Annotated in this window: 16 protein-coding genes; 5 read left to right on the top strand and 11 right to left on the bottom strand. The window is 70.1% G+C overall.

The window, feature by feature from the left end:
• Positions 1-26: 26 nt before the first annotated feature.
• The 5 genes from F3J18_RS17655 to F3J18_RS17675 form a co-directional block, all read right to left on the bottom strand.
• A complete protein-coding gene (locus F3J18_RS17655) occupies positions 27-1,175 on the bottom strand; it encodes a hypothetical protein (RefSeq protein ID WP_240154692.1) in 1,149 nt (382 codons plus the stop codon).
• Between the two features lie 351 nt (positions 1,176-1,526).
• Positions 1,527-2,219 carry an alpha/beta fold hydrolase gene (locus tag F3J18_RS17660; protein ID WP_166913512.1) on the bottom strand — a complete coding sequence of 231 codons (693 nt, stop codon included), beginning with the start codon at positions 2,217-2,219 and terminating at the stop codon, positions 1,527-1,529.
• Positions 2,220-2,252: 33 nt separating this feature from the next.
• A complete protein-coding gene (locus F3J18_RS17665) occupies positions 2,253-3,647 on the bottom strand; it encodes a DHA2 family efflux MFS transporter permease subunit (protein ID WP_051598251.1) in 1,395 nt (464 codons plus the stop codon).
• An 85-nt stretch (positions 3,648-3,732) separates the two neighbouring features.
• Positions 3,733-4,296, bottom strand: a complete 564-nt coding sequence (locus F3J18_RS17670) for an isochorismatase family protein (protein WP_166913513.1) — start codon at positions 4,294-4,296, stop codon at positions 3,733-3,735.
• Positions 4,297-4,427: 131 nt separating this feature from the next.
• On the bottom strand, positions 4,428-4,871 hold the full coding sequence (locus F3J18_RS17675) for a MarR family transcriptional regulator (protein WP_025098221.1): 444 nt from the start codon (positions 4,869-4,871) through the stop codon (positions 4,428-4,430).
• 255 nt (positions 4,872-5,126) lie between these two features.
• On the opposite strand from F3J18_RS17675, the gene F3J18_RS17680 reads away from it, so the two are divergent.
• The gene (locus F3J18_RS17680; protein ID WP_166913514.1) at positions 5,127-5,552 is read left to right on the top strand and encodes a lysozyme inhibitor LprI family protein; all 426 of its coding nucleotides are present in this window, start codon (positions 5,127-5,129) and stop codon (positions 5,550-5,552) included.
• A 76-nt stretch (positions 5,553-5,628) separates the two neighbouring features.
• Positions 5,629-6,219, top strand: coding sequence for a hypothetical protein (locus F3J18_RS17685; RefSeq protein WP_166913515.1), 591 nt, complete (start codon positions 5,629-5,631; stop codon positions 6,217-6,219).
• 249 nt (positions 6,220-6,468) lie between these two features.
• On the opposite strand, the gene F3J18_RS17690 is transcribed toward F3J18_RS17685, so the two are convergent.
• The 3 genes from F3J18_RS17690 to F3J18_RS17700 form a co-directional block, all read right to left on the bottom strand.
• Positions 6,469-7,197: a glutathione S-transferase gene (locus tag F3J18_RS17690; RefSeq protein WP_166913516.1), complete on the bottom strand. Its 729-nt coding sequence runs from the start codon at positions 7,195-7,197 to the stop codon at positions 6,469-6,471.
• A 106-nt stretch (positions 7,198-7,303) separates the two neighbouring features.
• Positions 7,304-8,374, bottom strand: a complete 1,071-nt coding sequence (locus tag F3J18_RS17695) for an ATP-binding protein (protein ID WP_166913517.1) — start codon at positions 8,372-8,374, stop codon at positions 7,304-7,306.
• Positions 8,371-9,090, bottom strand: a complete 720-nt coding sequence (locus F3J18_RS17700) for a response regulator (protein WP_025098225.1) — start codon at positions 9,088-9,090, stop codon at positions 8,371-8,373. Before F3J18_RS17700 ends, F3J18_RS17695 begins: the two co-directional genes overlap by 4 nt.
• Before the next feature lie 238 nt (positions 9,091-9,328).
• On the opposite strand from F3J18_RS17700, the gene F3J18_RS17705 reads away from it, so the two are divergent.
• The 3 genes from F3J18_RS17705 to F3J18_RS17715 all read left to right on the top strand — a co-directional run bounded on the left by F3J18_RS17705 (position 9,329) and on the right by F3J18_RS17715 (position 14,510).
• Positions 9,329-10,801, top strand: a complete 1,473-nt coding sequence (locus F3J18_RS17705) for an efflux RND transporter periplasmic adaptor subunit (protein WP_166913518.1) — start codon at positions 9,329-9,331, stop codon at positions 10,799-10,801.
• A 10-nt stretch (positions 10,802-10,811) separates the two neighbouring features.
• Positions 10,812-13,919, top strand: a complete 3,108-nt coding sequence (locus tag F3J18_RS17710) for an efflux RND transporter permease subunit (RefSeq protein ID WP_166913519.1) — start codon at positions 10,812-10,814, stop codon at positions 13,917-13,919.
• 222 nt (positions 13,920-14,141) lie between these two features.
• Positions 14,142-14,510, top strand: coding sequence for a nuclear transport factor 2 family protein (locus tag F3J18_RS17715; protein ID WP_166913520.1), 369 nt, complete (start codon positions 14,142-14,144; stop codon positions 14,508-14,510).
• 42 nt (positions 14,511-14,552) lie between these two features.
• On the opposite strand, the gene F3J18_RS17720 is transcribed toward F3J18_RS17715, so the two are convergent.
• The 3 genes from F3J18_RS17720 to F3J18_RS17730 all read right to left on the bottom strand — a co-directional run.
• On the bottom strand, positions 14,553-17,483 hold the full coding sequence (locus F3J18_RS17720) for an Hsp70 family protein (protein WP_166913521.1): 2,931 nt from the start codon (positions 17,481-17,483) through the stop codon (positions 14,553-14,555).
• Positions 17,483-19,333: an Hsp70 family protein gene (locus tag F3J18_RS17725; protein ID WP_166913522.1), complete on the bottom strand. Its 1,851-nt coding sequence runs from the start codon at positions 19,331-19,333 to the stop codon at positions 17,483-17,485. The genes F3J18_RS17720 and F3J18_RS17725 overlap by 1 nt, the downstream gene beginning before the upstream one ends.
• A partial coding sequence (locus tag F3J18_RS17730; protein ID WP_166913523.1) for a DUF2760 domain-containing protein occupies positions 19,330-19,764 on the bottom strand: 435 nt, incomplete at its 5' end. The genes F3J18_RS17730 and F3J18_RS17725, both read right to left, overlap by 4 nt.

Below are 19,764 nucleotides of genomic sequence, written 5' to 3' on the forward strand. Positions count from 1 at the left end.
ACGATGGCGCGAGAGTGCCGCGAGCCTCAGCTCGATGCCGGGCGCGTGGCCGGTTTCACCGGCACCGCGCAGGGCCGGTAGCGCGGCTTGGTGCTGGCCACCGCCACGCAGGCCGTGACGCCCGAGGCGGGGCCGGCGCGATGGCCCGTCACCTGCACGGTGCCGTCCAGGCGGTTCCAGTGCAGCTCCGGCTTCGGATCGCCGGCGAAGGTGACGCTGCCCACGCCGACATCGCCGTCCACCGCCAACGTGCCCTGCCATGACTGCAGCGCGTGGGCCTCGTCGTAGTCGGCCGACATCGAATCGACGTCGAAGGAGAAGCCCTTGGCGCGCTCGACCTGCGAGAACGTGCCGTGATACCAGAGCAGCGACCAGCCGCGCGAATCGGCGGCGCGCGTGACCACCGTGGCGGGCGGCCAGGCGATGTCGCCGATCGTCACCGTCTTCGCGAGGCGGCACTGGATCAGGTGCGGGGTGGGCGCATGCGCGTCGCCGATGTCGATGCGCGTGCCGATGTCGGTGACGGCCGCGCAGGGCCAGCCGTCGATGCTCTGCTCATAGGCCAGCGCGACATCGAAGGTGCTGTCGTCGTCGCTGTCGCGATGCTCGATGCCGCGGATCGACAGCGTGCCGAGCGCGACCGGCTGGTCGCTGCTGATCGCGCTGGGCTGCGAGGCCTCCCCGTGATCGTCGACCGGCGCGTACTGCACGTGGCTGCCGGCGGGGAAGGTCGCGCCGCCCATCGGCACCGGCGCCTCGGCCGTGCGCGTGGTGGCCGAGCCCTGCGGGGTGAGGCCGCGCGGCTCGGTCATCATGAACCAGCCGAAGGTGACGGCGAGCCAGAGGAAGGGCGCGGCCAGGAACAGGCCGCTGGCCAGATAGCGCGTGCGCGGCCGCACGCGCCGCAGCATCGTGAACAGGAATAGCGTCAACAGCACCCAGCCTGCCGCCAGCGCGACGATCGCGATCATGCCGACGCCGCCCAGTTCGCCGGCTTCGGCACGACAGAGCAGCGGCGTGGCGCCGGTCGCGAGCGCGACGGCCGCGCGCGCGGCATGGCGCCGGAAGGCGCGACGCGGGATGGCGTGGGCCGGATTCGATCTGCTCAGGTTCGTGCTGGATACCGCTTCGGACAGCTTGGAATGGGTCGTCGATGTCGTATCGATCTTTGTCATCGGTGTTCCGGAATGGCCTGTTACGTCGCCACGATACACGAGCAGGGCGCCGGCATATACGTGAGGCGGGCCCGCGATTCGCATGCGAAGCGGCCGGCGCCGCCGCGACGGCCCGCGTAAACGATACCGACCGCGGCGATTGTTGCGGCCCGCGATTCGCTGTCCCGCCTGAAGTTGGCGAATCGCGCGAATTAGCGGGAAATTCACGCATCACGGGCGTGAATCGGCGCGCGGGCACGAGTGTGTTACTGAAAATTACCCGTGGCCCTGTTGCGGTATGAAATCCCGCCATCTGTGCAGGTCGGCGAGAAATCTTCGCGAGCGGCGGGCCGTTTGTCCCGGTATCGCGGGTCAGGCGGCGAGCCAGTCGCGCAAGGCCGCGTTGACCGCCTCGGGACGTTCGAGCGGCGAGGTATGGCCGCACTCGGGCACGATCACGAGCTTCGCGCCGGGAATCGCCTCGGCCATCTCGCGCGCGAACTCGGGCGGCGTGACGGGATCGCTGTCGCCCACCAGCACCAGGCTCGGCACCGCGATCGAAGACAGCTCGCGTCGCGAGTCGGGCCGGCCGATCACGGCCGCGGTCTGGCGCGCGAAGGCCGCGCGCCCGATGTCGGCGGCCATGCGCCGCTTGGTGGCCGCGAACACCGGATCGCGGCGCAGCGAGACATGGGCGGTGTTGAGCGTGGCGTTGGCCAGCACGGTGTCGTAATCGCCGTGCGTGGCCGCCTCCAGCAGCCCCCGGCGCATCTCGACCTGGATCGGCTGGTCGGCGCGCGCCGAGGTGCTGAGCAGCGCGAGGCGCGTCACGCGCTCGGGCGCGCGGCGCAGGATCTCGTGCGCCAGATAGCCGCCCATCGAGAAGCCGGCCAGGGCGAAGCGCGGCGGCGCGTTCGCCAGGATCGCGGCTGCCATCGCGGCGATGCTGTCGCCCTCCAGCGTCGAGGCGACCGTCACCGGGCCATATGGCCAGAGCGCGGGAATCTGCGGCGCGAACACCTCGGCCGTGCAGAGCAGGCCGGGGATGAGGACGATCGGGGTCATGCGGGGCTCCGGGGCGGGTTCGGGGAAGGGCGATTATCGCGCGCCCGGCTGCGCCGCGCCTTCCGATCGCGCCGGCAGGTTCATCGCCCCGACGAACAGCAGCGCGTACATCGCCGCCAGCATCGCGAAGCCCCAGGCGTAAGCGGGCGCATGCGCGAGCGCCGCGCTCGACGATAGCGCCGAGGTACCCGCCAGGCGCCACGCGACCAGGGTGGTGCAGAGCGTGGTCAGCACCGGGCCGCCCAGCCGCTGCACGATGTTGAGCGCGGTGGTGGCCATCGGCAGCGATTCGCGCGGCACGGCGGCATAGGCGGCCGTGATGGTCGGCACGCCGATCGCGCTCTGCCCCATCCCGCGCAGGAACTGCGTGACCAGCAGCAGGCCGAGCTGGAAGCCTTGCAGCGGCATCCAGATCATCGGCAGCGTGGCCGCCAGCGCGAGCAGCGCGCCGCTGGCCGAGACGCGGCGCAGCCCGAAGCGCGAGGTCAGCGCGCCCATCGCGGGATAGGTGACCAGCATGCCGAGCCCCGTCGGCGCGAGCAGCCAGCCCATCTCGCCCGGCGTGCGGCCGACGCCGTCGATCAGGTAGAGCGGCACCAGCATCTGGCCGACGAACAGCGCGCCGTTCCAGACGAATTGCGTGACGGACGCGGTGGCGAACACGCGTCGGCGGAACAGCGCGAGATCGATCAGGGCACGTTGGCCGATGCGCCGCGCGCGCCAGAGGAAACCAGCCAGCATCACGGCACCGGCCGCGATCGAGGCGATGCCTTCAGGGCGCGCCAGACGCTCGCAGCCGAACAGCAGCAGGGCCAGCGAGGGCGACAGCAGCGCGAAGCCGATCCAGTCGAGCCTTCGCGGTTCGGCGCCGCGCACGTCGGCGGGCAGGAAGCGCACCGCCAGCGCCAGGCCGAGCAGGCCGATCGGCAGGTTCATCAGGAACAGCCAGCGCCACGAGGCGTAGTCGAGCAGCGCGCCGGCCAGCACCGGCCCGACGATCGGCGCGAACAGCACCGGCACCGCCGTGTAGCCGACCACGCGCGCCATCTGCTTGCCGGCCACGCGCGCGATCGTCATCTGGGCCATCGGCGCGAGCAGGCCGCCGCTCACGCCCTGCAGCACGCGGAACGCGATCAGCGAGCCGGCCGACCAGGCCAGGCCGCACAAGGCGGAAGTGAGCGTGAAGGCCGCGAAGCAGCCGAGGTAGACGCGCTTGGCGCCGAGCCGGTCGACCAGCCAGCCGCTCAGCGGCAGGGCCAGCGTGAGCGCCAGCAGGTAGGCGCTGGTGACCCACTGGATGGTCGACAGGCTGGTGCGCATCACGCCGGCCAGGCTCGACAGCGAGACGTTGACGATGGTCGCGTCGAGCTGCGCGAGCAGGCCGCCCAGCATCGCCACCGCGCAGATCCGCCAGACCGAGGGATCCAGGGGTTCGGGCGGTTCGCGCCGCGCGGGCGAGGCGGCGGCGCGCGACGGCCTTGCCGTGTCGGCGGAGCCGCCGCCGGAAGCGCGATCAGGCACGACGGGCGTCGAGCAGGGCGACGATTTCCTGCGCGGTGGCGGTCTCGCCGAGGCGCGGGAAGATGCGTTCGAGGCTGTTGGCATGCGCCTCGGCCTTCAGGTCGGTCATCGCGTCGACGGCCAGCGTGACGTTGTAGCCGAGCGCATGCGCGACGCGCGCGGTCGATTCCACGCCGATGCTGGTGGCGATGCCGCACAGCACCACCTGGGTGACGCCGGCCTGCTTCAGTTGGGCGTCGAGATCGGTGCCGGTGAAGGCGCACCAGCTGCGCTTGGTGACCAGCAGGTCGTCGGGCTGCTGCTTCAGCTCGGGCAGCAGCTCGGCCCAGTCGGCCGGCAGCGCGCCGCCGCTGTGCGGCTGCTCGTTGCGGCCCGGCGCCATGCCGGTGACGTTGACCAGCACCACCGGCAGGTGGTGCGCGCGGAACGCATCGATCAGCTTGACCGACTGCTCGACCACGCCGGCCGGCGAGTGCGCGACGGGCAGCGCGACGATGCCCTTCTGCAGGTCGACGACGATCAGCGCGGTCTTGGAATCGAGGACGGTGGCGGTCATGGGGAAGCTCCTTCGGCCTGGGGCCGTTGACGGGGGCGAGCCGGTGGCTCGGTGGAACGACGCGGCGTGCATGCGCCGCGCCTCGGGGGATGCGTGGCGCGGTTATCGCGCCGTGTGCGGGGACGGCAGCGTCAGCGTTCGGCGAGCCTGCGCAGCAAGGGCGTGGCCGCGCGCAGCGCGCGGCGCTCCTCGTCGCTTAGCTGGCGCACCGCTTCCAGCAGCCAGGCGCGCTTGGCGCTGCGCCGCTGCTGCGAGACGGCCGCGCCGGCGGGCGTGAGCGCGATCAGCCACTGGCGGCCGTCGCTCGGATGCGGCTGGCGTTCGACCAGCCCCGCCTGTTCGAGTCCGACCACCAGCGCGCCCATCGACTGCGGCTTCATCGATTCGGCGCGCGCGAGATCGGCGGTGGTCAGCGCGCCATGGCGTTCGATGCGCGAGAGCACGCTGAGCTGGGACAGGTTGTAGTCGCTCGGGTCGACTTCGGAGCGCACGCGGCGCACCAATTGCCCGATCGCCAGCGTGAGGTCGGCAACGGTGGCTTCGAGCGAGCGTTCGGATTCGGCGGAGGTCGTCATGGGCGGTATCGTATAAAAAGGAAGGCAAACTTGCAAGGTGGGCTTCTAATATTTCATGGGGAAAGGTTTGTAGGGGGAATGAAGGGGAGGGGCGCGGGAGGCGGAGGTATGCGTGTCCGTGCTGTTTTCAGACAATGCGGATGAAAGTGCGTCTGCTGAGCATATTGCAGGATTTGATGCCGAAAAATAAACTCGGCGGCAGGCCTGTTCGGAAGATCGGTATTGAATTGAAATGTGCCGCGGGGAGTGTGATGAATGAAGCTTATATTCGGTATTGACCTGAAAGCTGCTTTTTTGACTTGTGGGTTGCTGCTGGCCTGGTCGGGAGCGTATGCCGCCGATTGTGACAATCCTCCTGGGGGACTTGGCTTGGATAGTGCTCAGGCAAGCTACGTATGCGCGGAAAAGATGCGGAAGTCGTCTGATGTGAAACTTAATCAAATATATAAAAAATTGTTGGGGGCAGTAAAAAGTGATCCGGACGCAGGGGTGGACGTAAGGGCAGAACTTATTTCCGCGCAGAAAGCTTGGATCGCCTTTCGAGACGCCGAGTGTGAGTTGAGCGTGAGTATCAGTGGAGGCGCTCAGCAATGGATCATGGTCAATCACTCCCGGTGCCTTGCTGAGCTGACGTACGAGAGAGTCAAGTCACTTCAGAATTATATGGATCAAGTTAAATAATTTTTTTGTAAATATTCGCTGACATCGCCGTGATCCAGTATGCGGCCTGCCCAAAGGGTATGAGGTGCTTTCTGCTATGTCGATCATATCTTCGGTAATTAAGCATTGCGTTATTGTTGTTGCTGTCTCTGGTGCGGTCAACGCCGTCGCGGACGAACAAGCACCAACCTCGGTTCGGCTGTCGAATGGACATGAAGTCCAGCAGGCTGAAGATGGGAAGCGACTGGTTGAAGTAGACATGGCCCATCACCGCACCATCACGATGAAGTTGCCTGCCGCGCTTCGTCGAACCGTGGCCTCGGCGTCGGGCATTGGATTTCCATCGGCGACCTCGAAGCTTGTCGACGGAAAAGAGTTCGTGTTGGTGGTCGTGAGTCAGTCATCGAGCAATCAGCCGATGGGTTTTTGCGGAGCTGGGGAGGAAAGCAGGTTGTATGTGCTGCAGGTCAACGATACGGCCGCAGACCCGAGATTTTCGATGCCGGTACAGAGCTGTTTGCACAGCGTGTCACTCTATACCGACGGCGACTATCGGTCACCGTGGCTTGCAATCGAGTGGATCGAGAACCCGCTCGGACTCAAGATTGCGTGGACCAATATCGACGATGCCGGTAATGCGACGCGCGAGTATCGGTATAACGGAAGCACGTTTATGCGGAGCAAGTAGCATCCACCGCTGGTGAGTCAGCGAAGCGATGGGGCTTCGAGCAAGCCCCGTCGGCAACGCTTGGCGCAGTTCGGATGGCCAGTGTTTGCCGTGCTTCGGTTGGTCGACTCAGCCGGCCGAAAGTCAATTTCCTGGCTGGCAGACGCCCCCGGAACAGCGAGCAAAGCCAATTACCCGAAGCCGGTAGAAAATCCCAAAACTGCAGCGCCAGCGACACACCCCGGCGCCCCACGGCCTCATCACAGCCCCTCAGCGATCCAGCTCGAGATAGTGACGGAAAATCCCTTCCTGATTGAACGCAATCCGCCGGTCCGATTCCAGATAACTCGCAATCGGCGGATGCGCGGCGACCCGATCACGAATCTCCACCAACCCCCCATACTTCTTCTCCGCCCGCGCCATCGCCTTCGGGAACGCGTAGCGCAATCCTTCGATCAACTGAAAGATCGACAGATCGACATAACTGACCTGCCCGCCCACCATGAAGCCGCCTTTATGCGGATTCTGCTCGCGCACACGCTCGAAATAACCGAGAAACTTCGGCAGGCGGTGACGGATGAAGTCTTCCGAGCGCATAGAGGCCTCGGCCTTCTGGTCCTCGTAGTAGAGGTTGGACGCGATCGGGTGATGCGTGTCGTGGATCTCGGTGACGAAGTCGGCCACCGTCAGTTGCAATTGATGTGCCCACAGGCGGCCGGCTTCGTCCTTCGGCGCGAGGTGCAGCTTGGGGCCGAGGAACAGCAGGATATTCGGGGTCTGGCCGATGATCTGCTCACCCGCCTTCAGGAAGGGCGGCGCGAACGGCGGCGTGGGCAGCTCGGCGTCGAGCAGTTCCATCATCGCCGACATGCCGTCGCCCTGGCGGCGGCCGTGCTGGCGGGCCACGTCGGTGTAGTCGGCCTCGGCGGCCTCGAGGGCCAGGCGGACGTATTCGCCCCGCCCCTGGATGCTGGGCCAGTAATAGAGTTCGTAATGCATCGTGTGCGTCTCCGTCGAGTGAGAACCTCGACAGTGTAGGGCGGGATGCGGATCGCCGTCGCGCTCGCGTGGCTGCATTTGCGCAGGACAACGTGACGATCCCGCCTCAGCGCCCCTTGATCGGCAGTTCGATCTCGAACACGGCACCGCCTTGCGCGGAGGTGCGGTACTGCACCCAGCCGCCGTGCGCCATCGCGATGGCGCGCACCACCGACAGCCCCAGCCCCGAGCCGCCCAACTGCCGCGAGCGCGAGGCGTCGGCGCGCGTGAAGGGCGCGAAGGCCTGCTTGGCGAATTCGGCGGCAAGGCCCGGCCCCGCATCCTCCACCGACAGCACCACCAGCTCGCCGGCCCGCGCCACGGCCACCCGCAGCGGCCCCGGCGTGGCGTAGCGACGGGCATTGTCGAGCAGGGCGATCAGGGCCTGGCGCACGCGCGCGCCGTCGCAGCGCGCCACCGCCGAGGCCAGCCGCAGCTCCAGCACGAAGCCGGCTTCCTCCAGCGCGGGCCGGATCGATTCCACCGCGCGGCGCGCTTCCTCGCCAAGATCGGCGCTCGCGCTTCGGAGTTCGAAATGTCCGCTGTCCTGCAGGGTCACGATGCGCAGGTCGTCGACCAGCCGCGAAAGCCCCTCGACATGCGAGAGCAGCCCGCGGATCAGCGCGTCGTCGGGCTTGAACACGCCGTCGGCGAGGCCCTGCAGGCGCCCTTGCAGGATCGTCAGCGGGGTGCGCAGCTCGTGCGCGATCGCGGCGTTCCATTGCGCCATGTCGGCCGCCATGGTCTGCAGCTTGCCGGCCATCGAGTTGAAGTCGTCCACCAGGTGGGCGGTCTCGCCGAGCGTGCGGTCGCCGGGGATGGCGCGCGCGGCCAGGTCGCCGGCCGCGATGGCGCGCGCGCTCTCGGCCAGGGAGTTGAGCGGCGCCAGGATGCGCCGCGCCAGGCGCAGCGCGATCACGATCGCGGCCACCAGCGCCACCAGCAGCGTGCCGGCAAAGATCAGGTAGTCGGGCGTGCGCGGCACCCAGGAATCCTCGGGCTGCTGCAGTTGCGGCAGGTAGGTGAACAGCAGGCCGTAGATCAGGTACGAGCCGACGAAGGCGATCAGGGTGGTGATCACCGACACCAGCCCCATCGACCAGACGATCTGGCGGCTGAGGCGCCGGCGCGGGTTCATGCGCCGCTCTCGAGCCGGTAGCCCACGCCGCGCACCACCGCCAGCAGCCCGCAGGCGCCGGCCTGTTCGAGCTTCTTGCGCAGGTTGCTGACGTGGCTGTCGACGGTGCGCTCCAGCGCGTCGCCGCCGGGCAGGCAGGCATCGACCAGCTCGCCGCGGCTGAACACGCGTTGCGGCGACTTCGCCATGTGCGCGAGCAGGCGGAACTCGGTCAGCGTCAGCGCCAGCGTGACGTCGCCCGCGTTCGCGGCGGCCCCGGCTTGCGCTGCGCCCGCGCCGAGCACGCGCGCCACGTAGCTCTCGGTGTCGATCTCGATGCGCCCGGCGCGGATCACCTGCGAGCGGCCCTGCGTGCCGGCGCGGCGCAGCACGGCCTGGGTGCGCGCCACCACCTCCACCGGATTGAAGGGCTTGACGATGTAGTCGTCGGCGCCGAAGCGCAGGCCCTGCAGGCGGTCGATGTCCTGGTCCATCGCGGTCAGCATGATCACCGGCGTGGCGCCGCGCCGGCGCAGCTCGGTCAGCACCGCCCAGCCGTCCAGGCCGGGCATCTTCACGTCGAGCAGCACCAGGTCGGGCTTGAGTACCGGATGGACGTCGAGCGCGGTCTGGCCGTCGGCCACCCGGTAGGTGCGAAAGCCCTCGCGCGTCAGGTAGGCATCGAGGATCTCGGCGATTTCGGGTTCGTCTTCGGCGATCAGGATCAGCGCGTTCATGGTGGTCGTGCGGGGGCAGGAAGCCATGGAAGGATGGCCGGCACATGATAGCGCGGGGCGTCGCGGCCTCGCGCGGGCGCGAGGCGCGGGTCCATCGAACCTCCATCGCTTCTCCACAAACGCTGAATCGTGGGGCCCGATGATCGGCAGTCTGGCGGCATCGCCTCCTTGCGCCCGACTGCGGCGCAGCCGGCGGCCAGCGTGGCCAGCCCGCCTCACCCACCGTGTCCCGATCATCATGAATCGCCTGCGTATCCTTTCTCTCGCCGCGCCCGCGCTGGCCCTGCTGCTGGGCGCCGCGGCCTGCCGCGACCGGCATCCCGCCGACGGCGCCGCCGCCGCGCCGGCCACCCCGGTCAGCGTGATCGCGCTGCACCGCCAGAGCGTGCCGCTCAGCACCGAGCTGGCGGGCCGCGTGGTGGCCTCGCTCGAATCCGAGGTGCGCCCGCAGATCTCGGGCGTGGTGCGCGAGCGCCTGTTCGTCGAGGGCAGCGACGTGCAGGCCGGCCAGCCGCTCTACCGGATCGATCCGGCGCCCTACCAGGCCGCCTACGACAGCGCGAAGGCCGCGCTGCAGCGCGCCGAGGCGGCCGTGCCGACGGCCCTGGCCCGCGCCGATCGCAACGCGATCCTGACGCGCGCCCAGGCGATGAGCAAGCAGGAGTACGAAACCTCGGTGGAGACGCTGGCGCAGGCGCGCGCGAGCGTGGCGGTGGAGCGCGCCGCGCTCGAGACGGCGCGCATCAACCTCGCCTACACGACGATCCGCGCGCCGATCTCGGGTCGCATCGACAAGTCCTCACTGACGCCGGGCGCGCTCGTCACCGAGAGCCAGGGCACCGCGCTGACCACCATCCGCCTGATCGACCCGATCAACGTGGACCTGACCGAATCCAGCGCGAACCTGCTGAACCTGCGCCAGGCGATCGACGCGGGCCGCGTGAGCCCCTCGGGCGGCAAGGTGCGGGTGCGCCTGCGGCTGGAGAACGGCGCGAGCTACCCGCTGGAAGGCACGCTGCAGTTCTCGGAATCGAGCGTCAACGCGGCCACCGGCACGGTCACGCTGCGCGCGGTGTTCCCGAACCCGCAGCGGCTGCTGCTGCCCGGCATGTACGCGCGCGCGGTGCTGGAGACCGGCGCGGTGCGCGACGCCTTCCTGGTGCCGCAGCGCGCGATCGGCCGCAATCCGCGCGGCGAGGCCACCGCGCTGTTCGTGCGCGACGGCAAGGTGGTCGAGCAGGTGCTGGAAGGCGCGCGCGAGCACGGCAACGACCTGATCGTCGAGCGTGGCGTGCATGACGGCGACCAGGTGATCGTCGAGGGCAGCCTGGCGGTGCGCGACGGCGACGCGGTGAAGGCCAGCCTGGTGGCGATCGACCCGGCCACGGGGCGCGTCACGGCGGTGGCGCAGGCCGAGACAGCGGGCATCAAGCCGGCGGTGGCCACGGTGCCGGCCGCCGCCGAGCCCGCCAGGCCCTTGCCGAGTCCGAGCGCGAGCCCCAGCGCGAACCCGGGCGAGAAGCCCGTGCCGCAGGCCGGCACGACAGCCCCGCCCGTCGCGCAGTCGCCGTCGGCGGCGCCGGCCGCCACGGCCTCGGCCGCCGACGAAAAGCTCTATCACCCGTTGCCCACGCGCCCGATGCTGACCCTGCTGCCGTCGCCGTTCCCTTACGCGATGGCGCGCGGCACCTCGGCCGTCGCCGTCAGCTGAGGCCGCATCGATGTCGGAATTCTTCATTCGCCGCCCGATCTTCGCCTGGGTGCTGGCGATCACGGTGATGCTGGGCGGGCTGCTCGCGCTGCGCACGCTGCCGGTGGCGCAGTACCCCGAGATCGCGCCCACCACCATCTCGATCTTCGCCACCTATCCCGGCGCCGATGCGCGCACGGTCGAGAACTCGGTCACGCGCGTGATCGAGCAGGGCATGACCGGGGTGGACAACCTGCAATACATGTCGGCCTCGTCGGAATCGACCGGGGAGGTGGAGATCCGCCTGACCTTCACCAACCGCGCCGACCCGGACGTCGCGCAGATGCAGGTGCAGAACAAGCTGCAACTGGTCACCTCGCAGTTGCCGACCATCGTGCAGACCTCGGGCCTGACCGTCACCAAGTCCTCGGCGAGCTTCCTGATGGTGGTGGGCTTCGCCTCGGCCGACGGCAAGCTCGATTCGGCCGACCTCGACGACTTCGTGGTCAGCGCGATGAACGACACCATCAAGCGCGTGCCGGGCGTGGGCAACACGCAGTTGTTCGGCGCCGCCTACGCGATGCGGATCTGGCTCGACCCCGCGAAGCTGCACCGCTACGCGCTGATGCCGGGCGACATCGAGGACGCGCTGCGCGCGCAGAACGCGCAGGTGGCGGCCGGCCAGCTCGGCGCGCAGCCGGCCGTGCCGGGCCAGCAGCTCAATGCCACCGTCACCGCGCAGAGCCGCCTGCAGACGCCGGCGCAGTTCGGCAACGTGATCGTCAAGAGCGGCGCGGATGGCGCGATCGTGCGGCTGCGCGACGTGGCGCGCATCGAGCTGGGCGCGGAAACCTACACCTACGAATCACGCTACAACGGCATGCCGGCCTCGGGCCTGGGCGTCAATCTCGCGCCCGGCGCCAACGCGATCGACACCGCGCGCGCCGTGAAGGCCGCCATCGCCTCGCTCGCGGGCACCATGCCCAAGGGCGTGCAGGTGTTCTATCCCTACGACACCACGCCCTTCGTCACGCTGTCGATCGAGGAGGTCGTCAAGACCCTGATCGAGGCCGTGGTGCTGGTGTTCATCGTGATGTTCGTGTTCCTGCAGAGCGTGCGCGCCACGCTGATCCCGGCGCTGGCGATCCCGGTGGTGCTGCTCGGCACGCTCGGCGTGCTGGCGCTGGCCGGCTACTCGATCAACACGCTCACCATGTTCGCGATGGTGCTGGCGATCGGCCTGCTGGTGGACGACGCGATCGTGGTGGTGGAGAACGTCGAGCGCGTGATGCACGAGGAAGGGCTCTCGCCGCGCGAGGCCACCCGCAAGTCGATGCGCGAGATCACCGGCGCGCTGGTGGGCATCGCCACGGTGCTGTCGGCGGTGTTCGTGCCGATGGCCTTCTTCTCGGGCTCGACCGGCATCATCTACCGGCAGTTCTCGGTGACCATCGTCACCGCGATGCTGCTGTCGGTGCTGGTGGCGATGGTGCTCACGCCGGCGCTCTGCGCGACCCTGCTCAAGCGCGGCGAGGACCATGCCGCCAAGCGCGGCCTGGCCGGCTGGTTCAACCGCAATTTCGACCGCGGCGCGCTGGCCTACCGGCGCGGCGTGCAGGGCGTGCTCGCGCGCGGCCGGCGCTTCCTGCTGCTGTTCGTGCTGCTGGTGGCCGTGACCGGCTGGATGTTCGTGCGCCTGCCCGGCTCGTTCCTGCCGGTCGAGGACCAGGGCACCCTGATCACCGCCGTGCAGTTGCCCGCCGGCGCGATGCGCGATCGCACCGAGCAGGTGCTCTCGCGCGTCACCGATTACTACCTGAAGGACGAGAAGCATGCCGTCGAGGGCGTGATGACGGTGGCCGGCTACGGCTTCGGCGGCTCGGGGCAGAACGTCGGCATCGCCTTCATCCGCATGAAGGACTTCAAGGATCGGCGTAAGGCGGATTGGTCCGCGCAGGCCGTGGCGCAGCGCGCGCAGGTCGCCTTCTCGGCGATCCGCGACGCGCAGGTCTATGCGCTGCTGCCGCCCGCGATCGACGGCATGGGCACCTCGAACGGCTTCGACTTCTTCCTGCAGGACGTGAACGGCGCCGGCCACGAGCGGCTCAACGCGATCCGCGACCGGCTGCTGGCGGCCGCCGGCAAGAGCGCGCTGCTGGCCAACACGCGCCCGAACGGGCAGGAGGACACGCCGCAGTTCGCCGTCGAGGTCGACCAGTCGAAGGCCAGCACGCTGGGCCTGAACCTGGCCGACGTGAACACCACGCTGTCGGTGGCCTGGGGCAGCGACTACGTCAACGACTTCATCGACCGCGGCCGCGTCAAGCGCGTCTACGTGCAGTCCGACGCGGGCTTCCGCATGCACCCGAGCGATCTCGATCACTGGTACGTGCGCGGTTCGGGCGGCGAGATGGTGCCGTTCTCCTCGTTCGCGGCGGGCCGCTGGAGTTTCGGCGCGACGCGCCTGGAGCGCTACAACGGCATGTCGGCGCTGGAGATCCAGGGCGAGGCCGCGCCGGGCGTGAGCTCCGGCGACGCGATGCGCGAGATCGACCGGCTGGTGGCCTCGCTGCCGGCGGGCTTCCGCCACGAGTGGACAGGTTTGTCGTTCGAGGAACGGCTGTCGGGCAACCAGGCCACGGCGCTGTATGCGATCTCGGTGCTGGTGGTGTTCCTGTGCCTGGCCGCCTTGTACGAGAGCTGGTCGATCCCGTTCGCGGTGATGCTGTCGGTGCCGGTGGGCATCGCCGGCGCGCTGGCGGGAGCCTTCCTGTTCGGGCAGACCAACGACGTCTATTTCAAGGTCGGCCTGTTGACCACCATCGGCCTGGCGGCCAAGAACGCGATCCTGATCGTCGAGTTCGCGCTGGAACGCGAGGCGCGCGGCGCGAGCCTGCTGGAAGCCACGCTCGACGCCGCGCGCCAGCGCCTGCGGCCGATCCTGATGACCTCGTTCGCCTTCATCCTCGGCGTGCTGCCGCTGGCGCTCGCGAGGGGTGCCGGCTCGGGCGCGCAGAACGCGATCGGGGTGGGCGTGCTGGGCGGGATGATCGCGGCCACGGTGCTGGGGATCTTCTTCGTGCCGCTGCTGTTCGTGAGCGTGCGGCGGGTGTTCAGGGGGCAGGCGCGGGAGGGGTGATGCATGGATGGCGAGCGGCGGTTTGAATCTCAAATGGGTCGAATCCTGATGATCGAGCGGTTTTGTTTCGCACCACGCAACAAGCCCCGCCAAAGCCAGCACCCACTTACCTCACTCATCCGATCACTCAGGGTATCCGCCGATGCCTGGAGCCTCCACGGCGCTCCCCGGATTCGTGTACGCTGCGACCACCCGCAGCCTCCGCCCGCCGAGGAGCCTCGCATGAACGGAATCGAGACCATCGCCCGCTACGAAGCGGCATTGCGCGACGCGATGCTGGCCAACGATGTCATGACCTTGTCCGAACTGATCGACGACGACCTGGTGTTCACGGCGCCGGACGGGCAGGTGCTGTCGAAGGACGACGACCTGGACGCGCATCGCGCGCGGCTGCTGCGCCTGCATCGGCTCGACATCATCGAGACGCGCTCGCGGCGCGTCGGCGAGATGGTGGTGACGGTGACCAAGGCCGAGCTGTCGGGGCATTTCGGCTCCACGCCGATCGACGGGCAGTTCGCCTATACGCGGCTCTGGCGCGCTTCCGGGCAGCGCTGGCGCGTGATCGCGGGGCATGCCTCGCGGATCCGCTGAGAGAAGGCGGGAAAGCGAGCGCCCCTTCATCCGATCGTTCGTCTACCCGATCAGCTTCAAGCCCGCCGGCAGCGCCTCGCCGAACACGCGCCCGGTATCGGCGCTATCCAGCGTCACCACGTCCCGCACCATCGCCACCCAGCTCGGCGAGGCATGCGCGGCCTCCAGCCGGCGCAGCACCGTCTCGCGCACGGCATCGGGCAGGTCGCGCGAGCGGTCGCCCGTCATGCGCGCGATCTGCGCGGCCGCGAACATCGCCGGCTCCACCTTCTTCCAGTCGAGCGCGAGGATCGCCTCCAGCCAGCGCGTGGCGACCTCGGCCGGCACTACCTCGTGCGCGCTGCCGTGGAACGGCAGCCGCGCGCCGAGCCGGCCGATCGCCCACCAGTCCTGGCGGTTGCCCGGCGCGCGCTCCAGCTTCGCCAGCAGCGCCTCGGCGATGACGATCTTGCGCTCGGCGGGGATCTGCTCGAGCGAGGCATACAGGCGCGTCATGTCGGCCTGGCCGAGCTTCGAGGGATCGAAGGGCAGGCCGTGGTGCTTCTGCGAGGCGGCCTGCTCCAGCCAGCTCAGCGCTTCCAGCACCTGCTGCTGCGCCTCGGCCGGCAGGCCGCCCGCCGCGCGGCGCCACAGCGTCCACCATTCCGACCAGACCTGCGCGTCGTTGAGGTGCTGGATGCCGTCGTCGAACAGCGTCCAGAGCTGCTCGACGCGCCAGCCGTCGAGCGGATGACCGAAGCCGGGGCGGATGCACCAGCCGGCCAGGTTGAGCCAGAGCCGTTCGTGGTCGGCCGAGCGGCGGCGCTTGCCGGCGCGTTCCCACAGCGCGCCGAACAGCTCGCGCAGCAGGGCCAGGTCCCAGTCCTGGCGAGGCCCGAGCGTCTGCTCCAGTTGCGCGCGCAGGCGCTTCACGGCCTTCGGGTCGACGCGCGCTGACGGCGCGCCGAACACTGCATCGATCGACTCGATCGCCTCGTCCAGGCGCGGATGACGCGTTTCGTCTAGCGCCTCGCCGCCGTCCTCGCGCGCGTCCTGCCTGAGCTTGAATTCGAGCTGCCAGCGCTGCGCCTCGTCGTCGGTGGCCACGCAGTGCATCTCCAGCGTGCCGAGCTCGGTCAGCGCCGTCGTCAGGCGCACCTTGCGCTCGCGCTGGCGTTCGCCGCCTTGCCGGCGCACCACGGTCGCCACCGGCGGCAGCCAGACGAAATCGGCGCCCGACAGCTCGGCGATCTCGCCGGGCCGCCAGGGCGTTTCGGCCACCGTCGAGACCAGGTGGAACTGCACGGGATGGCCGAGCCGCAGCGCGAAGGTGCGATCGTCCAGCCGCACGTCCTGCGCCTCGGGCGTGCCGCGCGGCAGCACGCAGACGCCGCGAGGCGCGGGGGCGGCAGCGGCGGCCGAGTTGTCTGCCTCGTCGGCTTGGGCCGTCTGGCCGCCCTTGCCGGCGCCGCGCGTGTCGCCGTTCTCGTCGAGCACCAGGAAGTAGCTGCGCGGCGCGCCACCGCCGATCCTCGGCGCGCGGCCCGCGCGCGCCAGTCCATAGGCCACCGCGCCGCGCGCCACGGCGATATCGGGCTGGTCGTTGTTGAGCAGCTTGAGCGGCGCGCCGCGCCAGGCGCCGAGCGTGTCGGCGAGCCGCTTGGCAAGCGCCTGGGCACGGAACACGCCGCCGTTGAGCAGCAGCGTGTCGGGCATCGCGAGCGGCGCGGCCGGCGCATTGCTTGCGGGCAGGGCGGTTTCGTCCGAGGACGCGGCGAAGCGTGCCAGGAAGGCCGCCACGTGGCGCGTGACGGCTGGATCGGCCGCGTAGGGCAGGCCGAACTCGACGATCGCCGCGCGCGAGCGGCGCGGCAGCTCGTCGGCGCGGCCGGCCGGGAAGAAGCCGTCCACCACGATCCGCTCGACCTCCTCGCGGCCGAGCTGGATGCTGCGCGCCCCGCCGATCAGCTTCGAGCCGGCGCCGAGCAGGGTGATCGGCACCGAATCGGGCGCGGCCTCGCCGAGCAGTTGCTCCTTGGCGACGCGGCAGCGCTCGACCAGTTGCGACAGGCTCGCCGCCGACAGGCGCGCGCCGCCACCGCCGTCCTTGCCCGCGAGCCGGCTCTCGGCCAGGTGCGCGAGTGCGAGATCCATGTTGTCGCCGCCGAGCATCAGGTGATTGCCGACGCCGATCCGGGTCAGGCGCGGGGCACCTGCCTCGTCGGTCTCGACGCGGATCAGGGTGAGATCGGTGGTGCCGCCGCCGACGTCGCAGACCAGCGCCAGCCGCGAGCCGGCCAGCTCGGCGTCGAGCCCGTCGCGGTGTTGGTAGAGCCAGTCGTAGAAGGCCGCCTGCGGCTCCTCGAGCAGGCGCGGCGCGGGCAGGCCGGCGGCGCGCGCGGCCTCCAGCGTGAGCGCGCGCGCGCCGTCGTCGAACGAGGCGGGCACGGTCAGCACCAGGTCCTGGCGTTCCAGCGGCGCTTCGGGGAAACGATGGTTCCAGGCGGCGCGCACATGCGCGAGATAGGAGGCGCTGGCGGCCACCGGCGAGACCTTCTCCACCTCGTCGGGCGCGCCCCAGGGGAGGATCGGCGCGAGCCGGTCGACCGAGGCGTTCGACAGCCAGCTCTTGGCGCTGCTGACCAGGCGCCCCGGCACCTGCGCGCCGAGCTGGCGGGCCAGGCGGCCGATTACAGGGGACGGCGCGGCAGGCGGCGCGCTGCCGCCGGCGGCCTGCCCGGCGGCGCGATCCGTTGCGCGATTTGCCGATTCCCCAGCCGGCCAGGGCAGCGCCAGCGCCTCGGCGGCGAGTTCGCCCGGCGCCGGGTGATAGCGCGAGGACGGCAGCAGCGGTGCCGCGCCGATCTCGCCGGGCCCCACCAACTGCTCGATCTCGAACACGCGGATCGCCGCCTCGTTCGCGCCACCCGCCTCGACATAGGCCACCACCGTGTTGCTGGTGCCGAGGTCGATCCCAACGTGGTATCGCGCCATCAGGCGTCCACGCCGCCGCGCACGTCGAATTCCACCTTCCAGCGCGCCTCGCTGCCGCGCGGCACGGCCTCGAGTTCGAGCGTGCCGGCCTCGGTCACGCGCGCATGCAGGCGCACGGCCACCACCTCGCCCGGCGTGCGGCCGTCGGCGGGCAGGGTGGCCTGGATCGCCTCCAGCTCCTGCAGTTCCTCCGGCGACCAGTAGTCGAGCATGTCGCCCACCTGGTCCTGGCGCCGCACCGAGGAGCCGAAGAAGCGGAACTGCACCGGCTCGCCCACCACCAGCCCGAATTCCTGCTCGGGCAAGGCCGCGTCGCTGCCTTCCTCCATGCCGAAGGGCGCCACGCAGAGCGCGGAGATCGGCGGCTCCATGCCGGGGATCGCCGGCATCGCCGATTCGATCGCCACGTAGTAGGCGCGCGCCGTGCCGCCGCGGATCCGCACGCCGCGGCCGCGCTTGACGTAGCCGTAGTAGGCCGCGCCGCGTGCCACCGCGAGGTCGAGATCGGCGCCGCCGAGCAGGCGCGCGGGCGCGGCGCCGTCGGCGGCCAGCCAGCCGTTCAGGATCGCGAGGATGCGCTCGGTCAGCAGCTCGGACTTGAACACGCCGCCGTTGAACAGCACGGCGGTCGGGTGCAGGAAGCTCGCGCCGGGGTGGTGCGCGGCGGCCGGCAGCCCGTCGAGTTCGGCCAGCGCGCCCACCTGCTTGCCGAGGAAGGCGGCCAGGTGGCGCGTGATGCCGGCGTCCTGCGCATAGGGCAGGCCCAGCTGCGTGAGGCCGGCGCGCGTGCGCACGGCCGGGCGGGCGCTGGCCTCGACCTGCGGGAAGAAGCCTTCGAGCAGGATCTGCGTGAGTTCGGCGCGCGTCAGCTCGGTGCGAATCGAGCCGCCGATCAGCTTGGAGCCGCGGCTGGGCACCACCAGCGGCACGGTGTCGACGCTGCGATCGGACAGCAGCGTTTCCTTGGCGCCGCGGCAGGCGTAGGTCAGCGCGCGCAACTGCCACGGATCGGCCTGGGTGCCCTGCGCGGCCAGCTTGCGGGCCACCACGTGGGCCAAGGCCAGGTCCATGTTGTCGCCGCCGAGCAGGATGTGCTCGCCCACCGCCACGCGATGCAGCTCGAGATTGCCTTCGCGCTCCACCACCGCGATCAGCGAGAGATCGGTGGTGCCGCCGCCGACGTCCACCACCAGGATGATGTCGCCGACCTTGACGTCCTTGCGCCAGCCGCCGCCGCTCTTCTGGATCCAGCTGTAGAGCGCGGCCTGCGGCTCTTCCAGCAGGGTCATGCGGGTGTAGCCGGCGGCCTGCGCGGCCTCGGCCGTCAGCTCGCGCGCGGCCGGGTCGAACGAGGCGGGGATCGTCACCGTCACGTCCTGCGCGGCGAAGGGCGCATCGGGATGCGCGTGGTCCCAGGCCTCGCGCAGGTGGTTCAGGTAGCGCACCGAGGCTTCCAGCGGCGAGACGCGCGCCACTTCGGGCGGCGCGTCGTTGGGCAGGATCGCCGCGCGGCGGTCCACGCCGGGGTGGCACAGCCAGCTCTTCGCGCTCGACACCAGCCGGATCGGCGTGCCGGCGCCGCGGCTGCGCGCCATCTCGCCGACCGCGTAGTCGCGGCTCGCGGTCCAGGGCAGGCTCAGGTCGCCCGCGGCCAGCTCGCCTTCGTGCGGCAGGTAGAGGAAGGAGGGCAGCAGCTCGGGCGAGGCCACCGCGCCCGGCGAGCTGAGCTGCGCGATCGGCAGCACCTGCTGCGCGGCCGCGTCGCCGTCGCTGGCAGCCAGGTCCACGTAGGACAACGCGCAGTGGGTGGTGCCGAGGTCGATGCCGATCGAATAACGTGCCTCGCTCACAGCTCCACCTCCGCCGGCGCGATCACCGTGAGGTCGTGCGTGGCCACCAGCTTCGGCAGCTTCACCTCGTCGGCGCGCCAGCCGCGATGGCTCAGCGTGCCGGTGAAGGGCGCGGCGCCCACCACGTTGCCGGTCACGCGGTTGGCGGTGGCGTCGAAGCCGGCGGGCAGCGTCACGCGCGCGCCCTCGGTCTCGCCGCGCACCGGGCGGATCGTGAAGTGCTCGCGCAGCGTGGCGCGGCAGCCTTCGTGGACCAGCCGCGCGGCCGCGCCGATCTCGGCGTCGGCATAGGCGGCGATGTCTTCCTCGACGAAATCGACGAAGCGCGCGTTCTTCTGCAGCAGGCCGAGCAATTGCAGTGCCGCGTCGGGGCTCGCGGCGGCGATCACGGGCGCCGGTGCCGGCTGCGCCGCGGCGGGGGCCGGGGCTTG

This window comes from Burkholderia sp. Ax-1720 (assembly GCF_011753035.1).
In the GTDB taxonomy this organism is placed as follows: domain Bacteria; phylum Pseudomonadota; class Gammaproteobacteria; order Burkholderiales; family Burkholderiaceae; genus Burkholderia; species Burkholderia gladioli.